The following is a 15,499-nucleotide window of genomic DNA, read 5'->3' as shown; positions in this document are numbered from 1 at the left end:
CAGGAGAATAAAATAATGCAACCCAGGAACGGTTTTTTAGTCTGGCTCGGCGGCTTAAGCGTGCTGGGCTTTTTGGCCACCGATATGTACCTGCCGGCTTTTGCCGCGATGCAGGAAGATTTGCAAACCCCCGCTGCCGCCATCAGCGCCAGCCTGAGTTTGTTCCTCGCCGGTTTTGCTTTTGCACAGCTGCTCTGGGGACCGCTCTCGGATCGCTTTGGTCGTAAACCGGTACTGCTGCTGGGTCTGGCCATTTTTGCCGTGGGCTGCCTGGGGATGTTATGGGTACGCGACGCCACCTGGCTGCTGGTGCTGCGCTTCGTTCAGGCCGTGGGCGTCTGTGCCGCGGCCGTGACCTGGCAGGCGCTGGTGACCGACTACTACCCGGCTAACCGCACAAACCGTATTTTCGCCACCATTATGCCGCTGGTGGGCCTCTCCCCTGCCCTGGCTCCGCTGCTGGGCAGCTGGATCCTCGCGCACTTTGACTGGCAGGCCATCTTCGCCACGCTGTTTGCCATCACGCTGGTGTTGATGCTGCCGGCGTTCGCCCTCAAGCCTGCGCATAAAAAAGAGGCGCATGCCGACGCGAAGCCGATTACCTTCACCTCACTGTTGAGCGCCAAAGCGTATCGCGGGAATGTCCTGATCTATGCCGCCTGCTCGGCAAGCTTCTTCGCATGGCTCACCGGCTCGCCGTTCATTCTGCACGATATGGGCTACAGTCCGGCAGCCATCGGCCTGAGCTATGTTCCGCAGACAATAGCGTTCCTTGTGGGCGGGTACGGCTGTCGCGCGGCGCTGCAAAAATGGGAAGGCCAGCAGATGCTGCCGTGGCTGCTGGTGCTGTATGCGCTAAGCGTCATCGGGACCTGGGCCGTTGGCTTTATTCCGGGCGCGGGCCTGGCTGAAATTTTGATCCCGTTCTGCGTGATGGCCATTGCGAACGGGGCGATTTACCCTATCGTTGTGGCACAGGCCCTGCAACCGTTCCCGCAGGCAACAGGCCGCGCCGCCGCGCTGCAGAACACCCTGCAGCTGGGTTTGTGCTTCCTGGCAAGCCTGGTGGTCTCGGCGCTGATTGCTACGCCGCTTTTGACCACCACCAGCGTGATGCTGTTCACCGTAGCGCTGGCGGCATTGGGCTATCGCATGCAGGCCTCCGCGCAGCGTGAGCAGGATAACGGTGCTCAGGTGGAAACCTCGCATGCCTGATTGCGCCAGAAATCATGTTATATTTCAGTGATTAGGTTGCTAACAATTTTCTATTGAATCACCAAATTTTGAAGCCTATACTAAATTTGGTTCGATTAAATACGATAAATATTAAGTGTTAACGGGAGCCGGAGTGCTCCCGTTTTACCATGGAAGGCATTTCGGCAAGGGTTATCTCCCTTCCTCTGTTCTACGTCGGATACTAGCCTCGCGGTATTTACCGTGAGATTTCTCACAAACCAAAAAAAGCGTCTACGCTGTTTTAAGGTTCTGATCACAGTAGGGTGATGGAGAAGCTATGAGTTCATCGTGTATAGAAGAAGTCAGCGTTCCGGACGATAACTGGTCCCGGATCGTCAGTGAACTGTTAGGTCGAGCAGGCATCACTATCAATGGATCATCGCCATCCGATCCTCAGGTTAAACATCCCGACTTTTTTAAACGCGTGTTGCGGGAAGGGTCGTTAGGCCTGGGAGAAAGCTACATGGACGGCTGGTGGGAGTGTGAACGTCTGGATACCTTTTTCGCCAGCGTGTTGCGTGCCGGTCTTGAAAATCAACTCCCTCGCAACCTGAAAGACACCCTGCGCGTCGCCTCTGCCCGACTTTTCAATCTCCAGAGTAAAAAACGCGCGTGGATCGTTGGCAAAGAACATTACGATCTTGGCAACGATTTGTTCAGCCGTATGCTGGACCCTTTCATGCAATACTCCTGCGCCTACTGGAAAGAGGCCTCGACGCTTGAAGAGGCTCAGCAGGCGAAGCTGCGTCTGATTAGCGAGAAGCTGCAGCTACAGCCCGGCATGCGCGTGTTGGATATCGGCTGCGGCTGGGGTGGGCTGGCATATTTTATGGCTAAGCATTATGGCGTCAGCGTGGTCGGCGTGACGATCTCAGCGGAACAGCAAAAAATGGCGCGGGAGCGCTGCCAGGATCTCGATGTGGATATCAGGCTGCAGGACTACCGTGACCTGAATGAACAGTTTGACCGGATTGTTTCCGTCGGCATGTTCGAGCACGTGGGGCCAAAAAACTACGATACCTATTTTGAGGTGGTGGACCGGAATCTGAAACCGGACGGCATCTTCCTGCTGCACACCATCGGCTCTAAGCGGACCGACAACAACGTTGACCCGTGGATCAACAAATACATCTTTCCGAATGGCTGTTTACCGTCCGTTCGCCAGATTGCCAACGCCAGTGAACCCCATTTCGTGATGGAAGACTGGCATAACTTTGGCGCGGACTACGACACCACCTTAATGGCATGGCATGAACGTTTCCAGAAAGCCTGGCCAGAGATTGCGGACAACTATTCTGAACGATTCAAACGAATGTTTAGCTATTATCTGAATGCCTGCGCGGGGGCGTTTCGCGCACGGGATATTCAGCTCTGGCAGGTGGTATTCAGCCGTGGGATAGAACACGGACTGCGTGTCGCACGCTAAAAAAAATAACCCCGGATATCCGGGGTTATTTTTTTATTCTTCTTCGGCGGTCTTTATTATTGCGGCTTCTTTTGCTGCCAGCACGCGCTCAACCGTATCCACCACAGCCTGGGTCTGCGGATCGATTTCGATATTCACGCGATGCCCCAGTTTTTTCGCGCCCAGCGTGGTGCGCTGCAGCGTTTCAGGAATTAAATGCACGCAAAAACGCGTTGGCGTCACTTCCCCTACCGTCAGGCTAATCCCGTCAATGCCAATAAATCCTTTATAGAGGATGTATTTCATTAATGACGGGTCCTGCATTTTAAACCAGATTTGACGGTTATTTTCCGAGGTCACGATTTTCGCCACTTCGGCGGTGGTCATGATGTGCCCCGACATAAGATGACCGCCAATCTCATCGCTGAACTTCGCCGCGCGCTCAACGTTGATGGTATCGCCTACCACCAGCTCGCCCAGGTTAGTGATCCGCAGCGTCTCTTTCATTAAATCAAAGCTAATCTGGTTGCCGTTAATTTCGGTAACGGTCAGGCAGCAGCCGTTATGGGCAATCGACGCGCCGGTTTCAATGCCCTCAAGCATATATTCCGGCAGCTCAACAACATGAGTACGGAAATTAGGTTTTTCATCAATGGACACCACTTTGGCGGTGCCCTGCACAATACCAGTAAACATGCTTACAACTCCTGTTTTTTCCGAACGGTGATGGCACCGTTTAATCCCACCACAATAACAGTTGGAAAAACAGGTTGCCAGCGGGGCGCATATTCTGGCGATTTTTTCACTAGATAAATAGCTAAAGCCCGCTACAATAGCTGGCACCCCCCTGCATTTTCTTCTTGCTGCCCGTTTCGGCGGCTTTTTTAGTCTCTCATATAACTACAAAATAAAGGTGTTCACGTGCAGAAGTACATGAATGAAGCGCGCCAGCTATTGGCACTGGCTATACCAGTGATCGTCGCGCAGGTGGCCCAGACCGCAATGGGATTTGTGGATACGGTAATGGCGGGTGGCTACAGCGCCACCGACATGGCGGCCGTAGCTATCGGTACGTCAATCTGGCTTCCGGCCATCCTGTTCGGCCACGGTCTGCTGCTCGCGCTCACGCCTGTTATCGCTCAGCTCAATGGTTCGGGGCGCCGCGAGCGCATTGCCCATCAGGTCCGCCAGGGCTTCTGGCTGGCAGGATTTGTCTCGGTGCTGATTATGGTCGTGCTCTGGAACGCGGGCCATATCATTCGCGCTATGCATAACATTGACCCGGCACTGGCGGACAAAGCCGTGGGTTATTTGCGCGCGCTGCTCTGGGGTGCGCCTGGCTACCTCTTCTTCCAGGTGGCGCGTAACCAGTGTGAAGGCCTGGCGAAAACTAAGCCCGGCATGGTGATGGGCTTTATCGGGCTGCTGGTCAACATTCCCGTTAACTATGTCTTTATTTACGGTCATTTCGGGATGCCGGAGCTGGGCGGCGTCGGCTGCGGCGTGGCGACGGCCGCCGTTTACTGGGTAATGTTCTTCTCGATGCTTACCTTCGTGAAGCGCGCCCGCTCCATGCGCGATATTCGTAACGAGCACAGATTCAGCACGCCGGACTGGAACATCATGACGCGTCTGGTGCAGTTAGGGTTGCCGATTGCCCTCGCGCTATTCTTTGAGGTGACCCTGTTTGCCGTGGTCGCCCTGCTGGTCTCCCCGCTGGGCATTGTGAACGTCGCCGGGCACCAGATCGCGCTGAACTTTAGCTCCCTGATGTTCGTCCTGCCGATGTCGCTGGCGGCGGCGGTGACGATTCGCGTGGGCTTCCGCCTGGGCCAGGGCTCAACGCTCGATGCGCAAACGGCCGCCCGAACCGGGCTGGGCGTCGGCGTCTGCATGGCGATCTGTACTGCGCTCTTTACCGTCGCATTACGCGAGCAGATCGCCCTGCTCTACAACGACAATCCGGAAGTCGTCACACTGGCATCGCACCTGATGCTACTGGCCGCGATTTACCAGATTTCTGACTCCATTCAGGTGATTGGCAGCGGCGTGCTGCGCGGCTATAAAGACACGCGTTCCATCTTCTTTATCACTTTCATCGCCTACTGGGTGCTGGGTCTGCCGTGTGGCTATATTCTGGCCCTGACCGACCTGGTGGTTGAGCGCATGGGACCGGCAGGGTTCTGGATGGGCTTTATCATCGGCCTGACCTCGGCGGCGATTATGATGATGATGCGCATGCGCTTCCTGCAGCGCCAGCCATCAACGGTCATTTTGCAACGCGCTGCACGTTAACGACGCAGTAGCCGCCGCCTGGCGGCTACTTTCTCTTCACTTTGCGCGGTAATACAGCAATCGCGTGAAATCATAGAGAAAATTGCATTTTCCCTCTTGCCACCTCGATGCTGTGCCGCTAATATTCGTTCCCGTTGTCACCGACAACACGTTGCGTTCATAGCTCAGTTGGTTAGAGCACCACCTTGACATGGTGGGGGTCGTTGGTTCGAGTCCAATTGAACGCACCATTCTGCGTCCGTAGCTCAGTTGGTTAGAGCACCACCTTGACATGGTGGGGGTCGGTGGTTCGAGTCCACTCGGACGCACCATTTCAGTCCTGAAATGGTGCAACTCCTATTCTGATATCCTGAATTTTCCTAATCCCTTATTTTCTTCATTGTTCTCCTGCTACGCTTTTCCTATGGAAAAAAACACAGGAAACGTGTTGATGAAGAAGATCGCGATTATCGGCTCCGGCCCCACTGGGATTTACACCTTTTATCACCTGCTTAAGAACAGCACGCCGCTCTCCGTTTCCGTTTTCGAACAGGCCGATGAAGCCGGCGTGGGAATGCCCTATAACGACGACGATAATTCCCGGCTGATGCTGGCGAACATTGCGAGCATTGAAATCCCGCCCATTTTTATGACCTACCTCGACTGGCTCAAGGAACAGAGCGACGCCCATCTGTTGCGTTTTAAGGTTGATAAAGCCCGCCTGCACGATCGGCAGTTCCTGCCGAGGATCCTGCTGGGGGAGTATTTTCGCGACAGCTTTCGATCAATCGTAAAAGAGGCGAAAAAGCTGGGGTTCCAGGTTGAGATCCATGAATCAGCGAAGGTCACCGACATCAACCCTTCGACAACCGGCGTGACGATTTCGGTCAACGACCGCGCCCTACCGGATAAATTCGACCTGGCGGTTATCGCCACCGGCCACGTCTGGCCAGACGAGGATGAAGCCACGCGCACATTCTTCCCAAGCCCGTGGTCCGGCCTGATGGATGCCAGCATTCCCCCTTGCCGCGTGGGCATTATGGGCACCTCGTTGAGCGGTCTCGACGCGGCTATGGCGGTGGTGATGCAGCACGGTGAGTTTAGTAACGGTAAATTCATCCTCGACAACGGCAGCGAAGGGTTACACATTACGCTGATGTCCCGGACGGGCATTCTGCCGGAAGCCGATTTTTACTGCCCTATTCCTTACGAACCGCTGTCGGTTTTGACCGAATTCGTGGTGGAAAGCGAGATAGCCAAAGGACCGGATGGCCTGCTTGACCGCATTTTTGCCCTGATGGTCAAAGAGCTTCAGCTTGCCGATCCGGCATGGTGCGAGAAAATGTCTCTGCATACGCTGAATGCGGACACTATTCGTGAGGCCTGGTTTGAGGATCGTAAACGCCACGGCCCCTTTACCTGGGCGGAAGAGAATCTCAACGAGGTTGAACGCAACAAACGGGAACGCCGTACCGTGGCCTGGCGCTATACCGTGCTTCGGCTGCATGAAGTGGTTCAGGAGATCGTCCCCCATCTCGATGAGCAAGACGGTGAACGCTTCAGTCAGGGGCTGGCTCGGGTATTTATCGACAATTATGCCGCCATTCCTCCGCAGTCTATCCGCAGGCTGCTCGCACTTCGCGAAGCCGGCATCATCAGCGTGGCCGCGCTCGGTGACGACTACACGCTCGACGTTGGCAGCGATCGAACGGTGATAACCACAAAAGAGACCGTCTATCGTTTCAACGTATTTATTGACGCACGCGGACAAAAGCCGCTCAAAACGAAAGATCTGCCCTTCCCGACGCTGCGAAAACAGCTGGAAGCAACGGGAGATCGGATACCCGATATCGGCGAGGATTACACCTTAAAAGCGCCTGACACCGTGCGCGGACGCATCGCCTTCGGCGCGATACCGTGGCTGATGCACGACCGTCCCTTCGTTCAGGGGCTGGCGGAATGTGCTGAGATTGCAGAAGCGATGGCGAAGGCGGCTGAAAAACCCGCGTCGGGATCGCGGAGAAGGTTACCGTATATTGAGATGTGACAGGGCTTCCATGCCCTGCTGTCGGTAATTACTCGAAGAAGACTTCCGGGTTTTCCGACAGCGAAACGAAACTTTTCGTCGCTTTATCCAGCGCGAGGATTTCGCCGCTTTCAATATCGTACACCCAGCCGTGCAGTCGGATGGAGTTATTACGCAGGCCCACCGCAACGGACGGATGGGTCTTGATGTTGCTCAGCTGCGCAAACACGTTTTCCTGCACCATCGCATTGACCTTATCGATCGGCTTATCCCAGGTTTTCTTCTCAACCACGGCTTTCGCCGCGTCGGAATAGCGCAGCCAGTGTGACACCGCAGGCATCGGCTCCAGGTTCGCGTTATCGGCAATCGCCTTCATTGCGCCACAGTTGGAGTGACCACAAATCACGATATCCGTGACGCCCAGCGCCACCACGGCGTATTCGATGGTTGCGGACACACCGCCTGGCTCCGGTCCGAACGGCGGCACGATGTTGCCAGCATTACGAATGACAAAGAGTTGTCCTGGCTCTTGCTGGGTGACCAGTTCCGGGACCAGACGGCTGTCGGAGCATGAGATGAACAGCGCTTTGGGATTCTGGCTGGACGCTAAACTGCGGAAGAGTTCTTTACGTTGCGGGAAAATCTCTTTTTGAAAGCTGAGAAAACCTTCAATGATATGTTGCATAGCAATGTCTCTTTTATCTGTTTTAGTTTAGGCATGATCGAGATCACACTCGTAAAGTTTACCCATCGTGGTTTACTTCAGACAAGCAATATATTTCTGGCCCGACCGCTGCACGATCTCGTCCGCACTGGTCAGGATGTTCTGCCCTTCGAACGCGCCGTAAAGACGTTCAAAGGTTTTGCCTTCGAGATGACTCACCACCGACGCCACCGTTCGGGCCGGCAGCGGGAGATAATTCGGGTAGCTCCACATAAACGAGACGGCGTCTTTACCCGGCGTGACCTGCAGAATATCGCCAACCAGCAATACCCCGTCCCCCTCCTGCCAGTGCAGCACCGTTCCCCCGGCAAAATGCCCACCCAGACGCAGCAGGGTAACCGACGGGAAAATCTCCAGCGTATCCCCCTCCCAGAAATGAATGGCCGGGCTGTCGCGCATCACCCACTCTTTGTCGCTGGCGTGCAGGTACACCGGCGCATCAAACGCCGCAGCCCACTCCTGCATCGTGGTGTAATAGTGCGGATGTGAAATCGCAATCGCGCTGATGCCGCCAAGGGCGGCGATGAGGGTTTGGGTTGCGGGATCGAGGTTGGCGATGCAGTCCCAGAGGATATTGCCGTGGGGCGTTTGCAGGAGCAGCGCCCGCTGGTTAATCGCAAACGCAGGAACCGTTTTGATACCGAATAATCGCGGCTCCAGCTGCTGCCATTTGTTGCTGTGCGCCGCGGTGATGGTATCGAGATCGGTCCACGCCTGCCCCGTGATGGGCACATACTGGCGTTCATCCTCACAAATCGGGCATCTGTCCGGCTGCGTATCGTAGGCGGTTCCACAGGTTTTACAGAGTGTAATCATGTGCTCTCCTCAGCGATAAAGCACTGAGTATGGCAGGGATTATCCTTATGTGCTGCGAGGTACATTGCTGGCTTTTTTTGCCCTATACTGTGCCAGTATCGAAAACTGAACAGAGCAGGTGCAACATGGAAATTGATCTCGATAACTTAGTCTTTAACGGTCTGGATGAAGCTGAAGAGCGTAATGCGGAACGTCTGGACGATGCAGACAAAAAAGCGCAGGCGATTGTCGCCGACGATGACTGCGGCGACGCCTGCAAGATCTAATAAAAAAGCACCGGGAAACCGGTGCTTTTTTATTTCACTCGTTAAACGTCACGCACACCTCGTTCCAGTAGGTTTCGCGCGTGCGGCGCAGTTCAGCGTGACGTTTTATCATGGAACCACTCCGGGTCAATGTTGGCAACGTCTACGCCATACAGGCTGGCGACAGGAAGTATCGACTCAAGAACACGTTGCGCGCTGTTCTCCGCATTCGCTGGCCGGGCCGCAAAAAACCGCCGTAACGTGCTGATCCACTTTTTCATCGTCTTACCCTCTCTCGCCGTGTCTGACCTCAGTTAAGCACCCAAATCCCGTGCAGGGGAAATACCAAAATCCACTGTCTATGTGCAGGATCTGCAAATAGCACCCCGTCCTTTTCACGCTTCATTAACACCTTGTTCACTAATGCTTTTTTGCTCATAGCAAAGAACGATTTCTTATTTGGCGATAGCTTTCCCTTATGGGAGCGTAACGGGGTAAAACAAAAACAACGGGATGGCGAATGACTATGGCAGCAAATATGAAAGGGTTTACCAAACGGACACTGGTTCTGGGATTACTGGCGGCGGGGAGCCTGCTTTCAGCGCAGGCACAGGCCGATCAGCTGGCGGATATTAAGGCCGCAGGGGTGGTGAAAGTGGCCACGTTTGACGCCAACCCGCCGTTTGGCTCGATTGATGCCAAAACGCATGAGATCGTGGGTTATGACGTGGACTTTGCCAAAGCGCTGGCAAAATCGCTCGGCGTGAAGCTTGAACTGGTTGCCACCAATCCGGCCAACCGCATTCCGCTGCTGCAGTCCGGCAAAGCCGACCTGATCGTGGCGGATATCACCATCACCCCGGAACGCGCGCAGGTCATTGATTTTTCTACGCCTTACTTCGTTACCGGCCAGCAGTTCCTCGTTCCGGCAAAATCACCGGACAAGCTTGATGACTATAGCCGGGCGCGCATCGGCGCAGTCAAAGGAACGACGGGCGAGCAGGCGCTGCACCAGCGTTTCCCGCAGTCCCGCGTCCTCTCTTATGACGACATCCCGCTGGCGTTGACCGCACTGCGCAATGGCAACGTCCAGGCCATTACCCAGGACAGCACCATTCTGGCCGGCCTGCTGGCGCAGGCGCCGGACAAAGCCAACTTCAAAATCCTGCCCGACCTGCTCAGTAAAGAAGAGATTGGCGTGGGGGTGAAGAAAGGTGAAACGGCGCTGCTGAAGGCCGTTAACGACGAACTGGTTAATCTCGAGAAGACCGGTCAGGCGGCAAAAATCTATGATGCCTGGTTTGGTCCTGGCACCCCTGCTCCACAGCCGCGCGCCTTTAAAATAGAAGTCAGGTAATTATGCTCTCAGGTTTATTTTCACACTCCGCGGCCGGTGCCGCGGATTTTTCACATCTGGAACAGGCCAGCGTCGAGTTTCTTCATGTGGACAAACGCTACGGTGACCATCAGGTTTTAAACGATATTAACCTCACCATCACGCCCGGAGAAGTGGTTGCCATCCTCGGCCCTTCAGGCTCCGGTAAATCCACCCTGATCCGTCTTATCAACCAGCTTGAAACCCTGAGCGGCGGGGAGATTCTGGTCGACAACAAGCCTACCGGAAAGCTCTCCGGTACCGGGCTGCGTCAGCTGCGAAGCCGCGTGGGGTTTGTGTTCCAACAGTTCAATCTCTATGCCCATCTCACCGCCAGCCAGAACATCACCCTGGCACTGGAGCACGTTCACGGCTGGAAGCCGCATCCTGCTCAGGAGCGCGCGCTGGCCCTGCTGGAGAAAGTCGGGATGCTGGAAAAAGCCCACCATTACCCGGCGGAGCTTTCCGGCGGGCAGCAGCAGCGCGTGGCGATAGCCCGCGCCCTCGCCTCTTCACCGCAAATCATTCTGTTTGATGAACCCACCTCCGCGCTGGATCCGGAGATGATTGGTGAAGTGCTGTTCGTGATGAAAGCCCTCGCCCACAGCGGGATCACGATGATCGTGGTGACTCATGAGATGCAGTTTGCCCGGGAAATCGCCGACCGGATTGTCTTTATCGACGGCGGGCAAATTCTGGAAACCGCGCCGCCGGCGCAGTTTTTCAGCCAGCCAGCGCATCCGCGCGCGCAGCGCTTCCTGCAAAAGGTGCTCAACCCGCTGCATCAGGAGCATCTGTAATGCCCGCGCTCGACTGGCAGGGGGTACTGACCGGACAGCCTCTGCAGTGGATACTCTCCGGATTCCTCACCACCCTGTGGGTGACGCTGGCGGGGATCGTGCTGGCCAGCCTGCTCGCACTGCTCTTTATGCTTCTGCGCCTGTCCGGCGGACGCGTCGGGAAAGCGATCGTCAGCGGCTGGGTATCACTCTTTCGCAATACCCCGCTGCTGGTGCAGCTACTGTTCTGGTATTTTGCCGCCTGGAACGGGCTGCCTCAGGCGTTTCGCGACGCGGTCAACGCCGATCACAGCTGGTCGATTCTGCCCGGCGACGTCTGGTGGTTTACGCCCGAATTTTTATGCTCTGCCTGGGGGTTGGGCGTTTTTACCTCGGCGTTTTTAATCGAAGAGGTGGAAGCAGGATTGCGTTCCGTGCCCGCCGGGCAGCGGGAGGCGGCGCTCGCCCAGGGATTCTCCACGTGGCGCTTGTTTCGCTTCATCCTTCTGCCGCAGGGCCTGGCTAACGCCTGGCAGCCCGTTGTGGGCCAGTATCTCAATCTGATGAAGCTCTCCTCGCTCGCCAGCGGGATTGGCTTCGCCGAGCTCACCTATCAGGTCAGGCAGATCGAAAGCTATAACGCGCACGCGCTGGAGGCGTTTACCCTCGGTACCGTGCTCTATCTGCTGACCGGCCTGGTCATGGGGATGGTGCTGGTACGCCTTGGGCCACAGGCGAAACGTAAACGCCCGAACGTCGTCATCGCAGGGAGTGAAAAACATGATTGCCGGACTTAATGTCATCACCGATAACCTCGATTATCTGCTGTGGGGACGCGCGGCAACGGGTGAACCGGGAGGCGTACTGCTTTCGTTAATGATGGCAGCAGGCGCTGCGGTTATCGCTCTGCCCGGAGGGATACTGCTCGCGTGCCTGGCCTGGCGCTTTACCGGGCTCGTGCGAAAAGTCCTCTTTTTATGGGCAGAACTGATTCGCGGTATCCCGCTTATCTTCGTGATTTTCTGGATGTGGTATCTCCTGCCGCTCATCACCGGGGGCGATCTGCCCGGGGCGCTGACCGTCATGCTGGCGCTGGCCTGGTTTACGGCGGCCACCGTGATGCACTCGGTGCTGGCCGGGCTGAGCGCGCTGCCGACCGGGCAGTACGAGGCCGCGCTGTCTCAGGGCTTCAGCACCCAACAAACCCTGTTGCGCGTGCTGCTGCCGCAGGCGCTGAGGAATATTCTGCCGTCGCTGGTGGGGATTTTTATTAGCCTGCTGAAGGATACGTCGCTGGCGTTTATCGTGAACGTCCCGGAACTGACCACGGTGGCGGGACAGGTCAACAACCGGGTGCAAATCTACCCGGCGGCCATTTTTATCTTTACGGGCGTGGTTTACTACCTGCTCTGCTGCTCGCTCGAGCAGCTTGCGAAGCGCTGGCGCCTTACCCGGCCAGCGCTTTAACCACCGTTTCCATTGCTTCGGTTGTCAATTCACTGCGTTTAACGCGCTGGTTCGCCAGCGCGGTACGCAGGACTCCGGCAATGACAATATGCTTTGGCTCCTGCCCTAAATCACGCATCTCGAGCACCACCTTTCCGACCACCCGGCACATCTCCTGGTACAGCGCTTCATCTTTGGTCACGTTACCCATCGTCATCACTCCATTGCCTTTTAAACGTTGAGCTTAAATGATTCTCCAGCCGGATACAAAAAAGAAGCCCGGCGATAGACTCGCCGGGCTTCATCAGTAAAATCAGTAAATTAGTTGTTTACAGGAATAACCGCGCCTTTGTACTTGGTGCGGATCCAGTCCTGAATCTCTTTCGAGTGCAGCACGTTCACCAGCGCGACGATATCTTTCTTCTTCTCGTCACCGCGGTGTACGGTAATGATGTTGGCGTACGGGTTGTTTTCACCGCTCTCAACCGCAATCGGGTCGTGAACCGGATCCAGACCGGCGTCAATCGCGTAGTTGGCGTTGATCACCACCGCATCGCCTTCGTTGTTGTTGTACATCTGCGGCAGCAGAGACGCTTCAACGTTAGGCGTGAACTTCAGCTTTTTCGGGTTCTCGACGATGTCGCTGATGCGCGCAGTCACTTTATCGATGCCCGGCTTCAGCTTGATCACGCCCTCTTTCTCGAAGATGGAAAGAATACGCCCCTCTTCAGAAACCGCGTCACGCATGATGATCTTGCCGCCTTCCGGCAGGTCTTTCAGCGACTTGTATTTTTTGGAGTAGATGCCGATTGGCTCAATGTGGATCGCGCCCGCACTGACAAAATCGTAGTCCTTATCGCCCGCATGATCTTTCAGCACGCTGTTCAGGTAAGGAATATGCTGGAAATAGTTCGCGTCGATGTCATGACCCGCCAGCGCGGTATTCGGCAGAATGTAGTCCTGGAACGGTTTAATCTCCAGGTCGATACCCTGCTTCGCCAGAATCGGCTTTGCCTGCTCCAGAATTTCCGCATGCGGCGTGTTGGACGCGCCCACGGTCAGGGTGTCGGCCCAGGAGGCGAAGCTCAGGGCGCTCAGGGTTGCTGCGGCGATCAGTGTCAGTGTCTTTTTCATGATGTGGTTCCTGTGTGTATTTATTAGCGTTTATCTAACAGTGAAGTAATGACATCGCCGCAGAACTGGATAATGAAAACGATGATCAGAATGGTCACCGTTGCCACCAGCGTGACGTCACCATGGTTGCGCTGGAATCCTTCCAGATAAGCCAGATTTCCCAAACCACCGGCGCCAATCACCCCCGCCATTGCGCTGTAGCTCACCAGCGCAATCAGCGTCACCGTAATACCTGATACCAGTGCGGGTGATGATTCCGGCAGTAAAACCCGAAACACGAGCGTGCTCAGTCGTGCGCCCATCGAGCGCGTCGCTTCAATCACGCCTTTATCCACTTCACGCAGGGCGATCTCCACCAGGCGTGCGTAGAACGGTGCGGCACCCACTATCAGGGCCGGCAGCGCCGCGTTGGCGCCAAGAATGGTGCCGACGACGGTCTTGGTGAACGGGATCAGCAGCACAATCAAAATGATGAACGGAATCGAGCGGAACACGTTCACCACGATCGAAATCACGCTGTAGACCGTGCGGTTATGGAACAGACCGCCGCGCGCGGTTAAAAACAGCGCCAGACCCAGCACGATGCCCAGCACAAAGGTCGCCACGCCGGACAGCGCGGTCATGTACAGCGTCTCAAGCGTCGCCGCCCAGAGCTGATCCCACTCGAGATGCGGAAAGAGATTCTCAGCCATGTTTAATCACCTCGCCTTCAATATCGCTGTGCTGCAGGTCGGCGAGGATATTGTTCAGTTGTTCGTCAGATGCCACGACGTGCACCCAGAGTTGACCAAACACGCCGTGAGCGGTTTGGGTCATTTTTCCGTGCAGGATGTTAAACGGCAGGCCGTAGCGCAGCGTCAGTTCGCCCACAATAGGCTTATGCGTGCTGTGCCCGGTAAAGGTCAGCCTGATGACCGTCCCTTCCAGATCGTTTGCCAGTTCGGTATTGAACGTTTCTTCTTCAGCGTACTGGCTCACCTGACGCACAAACTGCTGCGTAATCGGCTGCTGCGGATGGGTAAAGACGCTCAGCACGTCTCCCTCTTCCACCACCTTACCGTTCTCCATTACCGCCACGCGGTCGCAGATTTTGCGCACCACGTGCATCTCGTGCGTGATGAGCACGATGGTCAGCTTAAAGCGGCGGTTAATATCCAGCAGCAGATCGAGGATCTGATCGGTGGTCTGCGGGTCAAGCGCGGAGGTGGCTTCATCGCAGAGCAGCACATCCGGGCGATTAGCCAGCGCACGCGCAATACCCACGCGCTGCTTTTGACCACCGCTCAGCTGCGACGGATAGGCATGCTCGCGGCCTTTCAGGCCAACGAGTTCAATAAGCTCGGCCACGCGGGCCTTAATTTCGGCTTTCGGTACGCCGGCAATTTGCATCGAGAACGCAATATTCTCGCTGACCGTGCGCGACCACAGCAGGTTAAAGTGTTGAAACACCATGCTGATCTTCAGACGCGCCTGGCGCAGCGCTTCACCTTTTGCGGCAGAAATGTTCTGCCCGTTGATGGTTACGCTGCCGCTGCTCGGTTTTTCCAGCCCGTTGAGCAGGCGGATAAGCGTACTTTTACCTGCGCCGCTGTAACCAATGATCCCGTATATCTGTCCCTGTGCTATCGTCAAATTGACGTTATCAACGGCTGTGAGTGCCACCTTTCCGTTGTCAAAAACTTTCGAAATATTGCTCAGTACAATCATTCTTATTCATTATCCGTGCCGCCCGTGGCGGTTTAGCAGTATGGATGTCCAAACGATAGTAAACAGCCGTTACCAGCTTTTAAATGAACAAAAAAGAATGTGTTATAACTTTCCGAAATAAACAGCGGATTTACCGGGTGGGCAGCATTTAGACCAATTTCAGCAATGATTATCTGCCGGATGCATATCTGCTGGCGGACGGGCGCAAAAAACGGTCATTTTTGCAGCATTTTATCCCGATATAGCCATCCTCACATCCAGACAACTTTACGTCTTGCTGTCCTGCCATCCAGAAATGGCATTTATATTCCTTTCTGTTCTAAACGGCAGTG

The 15,499-nt window shown here is 55.5% G+C and carries 17 protein-coding genes and 2 tRNA genes; 11 read left to right on the top strand and 8 right to left on the bottom strand.

Going from position 1 to position 15,499, the window contains the following annotated elements:
• Nucleotides 1-15 precede the first annotated feature (15 nt).
• Nucleotides 16-1,215, top strand: coding sequence for a purine nucleoside transporter PunC (gene punC, locus KGP22_RS09145; protein ID WP_149366744.1), 1,200 nt, complete (start codon nt 16-18; stop codon nt 1,213-1,215).
• Nucleotides 1,216-1,513: 298 nt separating this feature from the next.
• Nucleotides 1,514-2,662: a cyclopropane fatty acyl phospholipid synthase gene (gene cfa / locus KGP22_RS09140; RefSeq protein WP_111965647.1), complete on the top strand. Its 1,149-nt coding sequence runs from the start codon at nt 1,514-1,516 to the stop codon at nt 2,660-2,662.
• A 33-nt stretch (nt 2,663-2,695) separates the two neighbouring features.
• Here the strand turns inward: cfa and KGP22_RS09135 are convergent, their stop codons facing one another.
• The gene (locus tag KGP22_RS09135; RefSeq protein ID WP_095442481.1) at nt 2,696-3,337 is read right to left on the bottom strand and encodes a riboflavin synthase subunit alpha; all 642 of its coding nucleotides are present in this window, start codon (nt 3,335-3,337) and stop codon (nt 2,696-2,698) included.
• A 225-nt stretch (nt 3,338-3,562) separates the two neighbouring features.
• Here KGP22_RS09135 and mdtK point away from each other — a divergent pair, with 225 nt between their 5' ends.
• The 4 genes from mdtK (at nt 3,563) to KGP22_RS09115 (ending at nt 6,962) form a co-directional block, all read left to right on the top strand.
• Nucleotides 3,563-4,936 carry an MdtK family multidrug efflux MATE transporter gene (gene mdtK, locus KGP22_RS09130; protein WP_111965646.1) on the top strand — a complete coding sequence of 458 codons (1,374 nt, stop codon included), beginning with the start codon at nt 3,563-3,565 and terminating at the stop codon, nt 4,934-4,936.
• A 153-nt stretch (nt 4,937-5,089) separates the two neighbouring features.
• A tRNA-Val gene (locus KGP22_RS09125) sits at nt 5,090-5,166 on the top strand.
• 4 nt (nt 5,167-5,170) lie between these two features.
• A tRNA-Val gene (locus KGP22_RS09120) sits at nt 5,171-5,247 on the top strand.
• A 119-nt stretch (nt 5,248-5,366) separates the two neighbouring features.
• On the top strand, nt 5,367-6,962 hold the full coding sequence (locus tag KGP22_RS09115) for an FAD-NAD(P)-binding protein (protein WP_149366742.1): 1,596 nt from the start codon (nt 5,367-5,369) through the stop codon (nt 6,960-6,962).
• Between the two features lie 28 nt (nt 6,963-6,990).
• Here KGP22_RS09115 and KGP22_RS09110 read toward each other — a convergent pair whose 3' ends face one another.
• Together KGP22_RS09110 and KGP22_RS09105 are read right to left on the bottom strand one after the other, a co-directional pair.
• Entirely contained in the window at nt 6,991-7,626 is a 636-nt protein-coding gene (locus KGP22_RS09110) for a carbonic anhydrase (RefSeq protein ID WP_109844381.1), read from the bottom strand.
• Between the two features lie 72 nt (nt 7,627-7,698).
• Entirely contained in the window at nt 7,699-8,481 is a 783-nt protein-coding gene (locus tag KGP22_RS09105) for an MBL fold metallo-hydrolase (protein WP_149366741.1), read from the bottom strand.
• Between the two features lie 125 nt (nt 8,482-8,606).
• Between KGP22_RS09105 and KGP22_RS09100 the strand changes: the two genes are divergently transcribed.
• Nucleotides 8,607-8,747: a hypothetical protein gene (locus KGP22_RS09100; RefSeq protein WP_003857665.1), complete on the top strand. Its 141-nt coding sequence runs from the start codon at nt 8,607-8,609 to the stop codon at nt 8,745-8,747.
• A gap of 92 nt (nt 8,748-8,839) precedes the next feature.
• Here the strand turns inward: KGP22_RS09100 and KGP22_RS09095 are convergent, their stop codons facing one another.
• Complete coding sequence (locus KGP22_RS09095; protein ID WP_038419198.1) at nt 8,840-9,007, bottom strand: hypothetical protein; 168 nt, start codon at nt 9,005-9,007, stop codon at nt 8,840-8,842.
• Nucleotides 9,008-9,252: 245 nt separating this feature from the next.
• Here KGP22_RS09095 and KGP22_RS09090 point away from each other — a divergent pair, with 245 nt between their 5' ends.
• The 4 genes from KGP22_RS09090 to KGP22_RS09075 are packed head-to-tail and all read left to right on the top strand — an operon-like array spanning nt 9,253 to nt 12,347.
• Nucleotides 9,253-10,083, top strand: a complete 831-nt coding sequence (locus KGP22_RS09090; protein WP_188035102.1) for an ABC transporter substrate-binding protein — start codon at nt 9,253-9,255, stop codon at nt 10,081-10,083.
• Nucleotides 10,084-10,085: 2 nt separating this feature from the next.
• Nucleotides 10,086-10,901 (top strand): amino acid ABC transporter ATP-binding protein, encoded by an 816-nt coding sequence (locus KGP22_RS09085; protein ID WP_111965643.1) that lies wholly within the window; start codon nt 10,086-10,088, stop codon nt 10,899-10,901.
• Nucleotides 10,901-11,677 carry an amino acid ABC transporter permease gene (locus tag KGP22_RS09080; protein WP_149366740.1) on the top strand — a complete coding sequence of 259 codons (777 nt, stop codon included), beginning with the start codon at nt 10,901-10,903 and terminating at the stop codon, nt 11,675-11,677. Before KGP22_RS09085 ends, KGP22_RS09080 begins: the two co-directional genes overlap by 1 nt.
• On the top strand, nt 11,661-12,347 hold the full coding sequence (locus KGP22_RS09075; RefSeq protein WP_149366739.1) for an amino acid ABC transporter permease: 687 nt from the start codon (nt 11,661-11,663) through the stop codon (nt 12,345-12,347). The genes KGP22_RS09080 and KGP22_RS09075 overlap by 17 nt, the downstream gene beginning before the upstream one ends.
• On the opposite strand, the gene fumD is transcribed toward KGP22_RS09075, so the two are convergent.
• The 4 genes from fumD to KGP22_RS09055 all read right to left on the bottom strand — a co-directional run bounded on the left by fumD (nt 12,328) and on the right by KGP22_RS09055 (nt 15,167).
• Entirely contained in the window at nt 12,328-12,537 is a 210-nt protein-coding gene (gene fumD / locus KGP22_RS09070; RefSeq protein ID WP_008500615.1) for a fumarate hydratase FumD, read from the bottom strand. The two genes, KGP22_RS09075 and fumD, sit on opposite strands and share 20 nt — an antisense overlap.
• A gap of 110 nt (nt 12,538-12,647) precedes the next feature.
• On the bottom strand, nt 12,648-13,460 hold the full coding sequence (locus tag KGP22_RS09065; RefSeq protein ID WP_008500616.1) for a MetQ/NlpA family ABC transporter substrate-binding protein: 813 nt from the start codon (nt 13,458-13,460) through the stop codon (nt 12,648-12,650).
• A 23-nt stretch (nt 13,461-13,483) separates the two neighbouring features.
• Entirely contained in the window at nt 13,484-14,152 is a 669-nt protein-coding gene (locus KGP22_RS09060; protein ID WP_149366738.1) for a methionine ABC transporter permease, read from the bottom strand.
• Entirely contained in the window at nt 14,145-15,167 is a 1,023-nt protein-coding gene (locus tag KGP22_RS09055; RefSeq protein ID WP_045910313.1) for an ATP-binding cassette domain-containing protein, read from the bottom strand. Before KGP22_RS09055 ends, KGP22_RS09060 begins: the two co-directional genes overlap by 8 nt.
• Nucleotides 15,168-15,499: the final 332 nt, after the last annotated feature.

Source organism: Enterobacter sp. JBIWA005 (genome assembly GCF_019968805.1).
Taxonomy (GTDB): domain Bacteria; phylum Pseudomonadota; class Gammaproteobacteria; order Enterobacterales; family Enterobacteriaceae; genus Enterobacter; species Enterobacter vonholyi.
Note: the sequence above shows the minus strand (reverse complement) of the source record. Positions and strands in the feature narration are given on the sequence as shown.